The sequence below is a fragment of the Pseudomonas sp. P5_B2 genome (genome assembly GCF_056400445.1).
The window spans coordinates 1-2,708 of the sequence record NZ_JBFULH010000552.1 but is presented as its reverse complement, the minus strand read 5'-3'; the positions used below and the strand labels follow the sequence as shown (position 1 = coordinate 2,708).

The window sequence follows — 2,708 nt, the reverse complement described above, 5'->3', positions numbered from 1 at the left end:
GGGACGGAGTGATTCGAACACTCGACCCCTAGCACCCCATGCTAGTGCGCTACCGGACTGCGCTACGCCCCGACTAGGCGTGTAACTCGTCCCTCACCTCGAGGAACGCTCAAGAATATATCCCAAGCTTTTGAAAACTGGAAGTATTCAATCGCAGGAAATTATTTCTTGAGAACCACCAACACATCTTCCAGCTCAGCAATCATCTGCCGAATCATCTGTTTGTATTGGGTGGTGTCGTYTTTGGCTTCATCGCCGGACAAGCGCAAGCGTGCGCCGCCGATGGTGAATCCTTGATCGTAAAGAAGCGCGCGGATCTGCCGGATCATCAGCACGTCTTGTCGCTGATAATACCGGCGGTTTCCGCGGCGTTTGACGGGGTTGAGTTGAGGAAACTCCTGCTCCCAATAGCGCAGCACGTGCGGTTTTACCGCACACAGCTCGCTGACTTCACCGATGGTGAAGTAGCGTTTGCCTGGGATGACGGGTAGCTCGTCGTTATGACTTGGTTCCAGCATAAGCCTCAACTCGGGCCTTCAACTTCTGCCCTGGACGAAAGGTGACCACACGGCGAGCCGTGATCGGGATTTCTTCCCCCGTTTTCGGATTGCGGCCAGGCCGCTGGCGTTTGTCCCGAAGGTCGAAATTGCCGAAACCGGACAATTTGACTTGTTCGTTGTCTTCAAGAGCGTGCCTGATTTCTTCAAAAAACAGTTCGACCAATTCCTTGGCCTCCCGTTTATTCAGGCCCAGCTCTTCATACAGACGTTCCGCCATCTCAGCTTTCGTCAGAGCCCCCATACGTCACTTCCTTAACGTGGCGTTCAACCTTTGTTCGAGCGAGGTGAGGATGTTTTGCGTCGTGGTATTCACCTCATCGTCATTAAGAGTGCGCGATGGATGCTGCCAGGTCAAGCCGACGGCAAGGCTTTTTCTATCAGGATCAATGCCTTTACCCTGATACACGTCAAATAGCCTGAGGTCTGTCAGCCACTCGCCTGCATTTTCACGGATTACGTCCAGTACAGCGCTGGCTGCGACGTCTTTTTCGGCGATCAGTGCAAGGTCACGACGCACTTCAGGAAAGCGCGATAACTCCTGGAATTTAGGCATTTTGCCCAACGCCACTTCAGCCAGAACCAGCTCGAAAACGAAGACCGGACGGTCGAGACCGAGAGTTTTCGACAATTCAGGGTGGATGGCACCGACGAAACCGACCAGACGACCTTCACGTTCGATGCGCGCGGTCTGACCCGGGTGCAGCGCTGGGTGTTTGCCCGGCACGAAAGTGAACGAATCCAGCGCACCGGCGAAGCCCAGTACCGCTTCCACGTCTGCCTTGACGTCAAAGAAGTCCACGACATCGCGACCCTGTGCCCAGCCTTCCGGCAGACGGCTGCCGCAGACAACACCCGCCAGCATCGGCTCTTGCTTCAGGCCTTCGAGTTGGCCAACGAAACGCAGACCGCTTTCGAACAGACGGACACGATCCTGTTGACGGTTCAGGTTGTGCTGAAGCGCCTTGACCAGACCTGGCCACAAGGACGAACGCATGGCAGCCATGTCGTTCGAAATCGGGTTGGCCAGCAGCAGCGGCTCCACACCCGGATTAAACAGTTCGAATTGTTTCGGATCGATGAAGCTGTAGGTGATCGCTTCCTGATAACCACGGGCGACCAGCAGACGACGCAACTCAGGCAGATCGCTACGCGCTTCGGCCTTGGCTTGCGGCGCCAGACGAGCTTGCGGATAACGAACCGGCAGACGGTTGTAGCCGTACAGACGGGCCAGCTCTTCGATCAAATCGACTTCCAGGCTGATATCGAAGCGATGGCTTGGTACTTCTACACGCCACTGCCCTGCCCCTTCGGCGGAAACGGTCAGGCCCAAAGCGTTGAGCAGACGCTCGACTTCGGCCGAATCCATTTCCATGCCCAGCATCTGGGTGATGCGCTGTGCGCGCAATGTAACCGGGGCAATCTTCGGCAGATGCTGTTCGCTAACGGTTTCGATGATCGGGCCAGCTTCGCCGCCAGTGATCTCCAGCAGCAGGCCAGTGGCGCGCTCCATGGCTTCACGGGCCAGTTGCCAGTCCACGCCGCGCTCATAGCGGTGCGAGGCATCGGTGTGCAGACCGTAGGAACGAGCCTTGCCAGCCACCGCGATCTGATCGAAGAACGCGCTTTCAAGGAAAATATCGCGAGTGGTCGCAGTGTTGACGCCACTGTGCTCGCCCCCCATGACGCCAGCGATCGCCAGAGCGCGGGTGTGGTCGGCAATTACCAGCGTATCGCTACGCAGGGTCACTTCCTGACCATCCAGCAACACCAGCTTCTCGCCCTCTTCGGCCATGCGCACGCGGATGCCGCCATTGATTTCGGCGAGATCGAACGCGTGCAGCGGTTGGCCCAGCTCCAGCATCACATAATTGGTGATGTCGACAGCTGCGTCGATGCTACGCACTTCGGAACGACGCAAGCGCTCAACCATCCACAGCGGCGTTGGCTTGGACAGGTCGACGTTACGGATCACACGACCCAGGTAACGCGGGCAAGCGGCCGGTGCCAGCACTTCAACCGAACGCACTTCGTCGTGCACAGCTGGAAAGGTCGCAACGACCGGACGGGTGACGCTGGCGGCATACAGCGCGCCGACTTCACGGGCCAGACCGGCCAGGGATAGGCAGTCGCCGCGATTCGGGGTCAAGT

Annotated in this window: 3 protein-coding genes; all 3 read right to left on the bottom strand. The window is 57.8% G+C overall.

Features of this window, described 5'->3' with window-relative positions; translation table 11 throughout:
- Window positions 1-161 precede the first annotated feature (161 nt).
- Window positions 162-518, bottom strand: coding sequence for a MerR family transcriptional regulator (locus tag AC1DRJ_RS23815; protein ID WP_477804311.1), 357 nt, complete (start codon window positions 516-518; stop codon window positions 162-164).
- Window positions 499-801 (bottom strand): integration host factor subunit alpha, encoded by a 303-nt coding sequence (ihfA, locus tag AC1DRJ_RS23810; RefSeq protein WP_002553164.1) that lies wholly within the window; start codon window positions 799-801, stop codon window positions 499-501. Before ihfA ends, AC1DRJ_RS23815 begins: the two co-directional genes overlap by 20 nt.
- Before the next feature lie 3 nt (window positions 802-804).
- Window positions 805-2,708 (bottom strand): phenylalanine--tRNA ligase subunit beta (gene pheT / locus AC1DRJ_RS23805; protein WP_477804310.1); only part of this gene is annotated, 1,904 nt, incomplete at its 5' end.

Coding starts and splice junctions, on each gene's coding strand:
- ihfA (WP_002553164.1), bottom strand. CDS start 801: ATGGGGGCTCTGACGAAAGCTGAGATGGCGGAACGTCTGTATGAAGAG.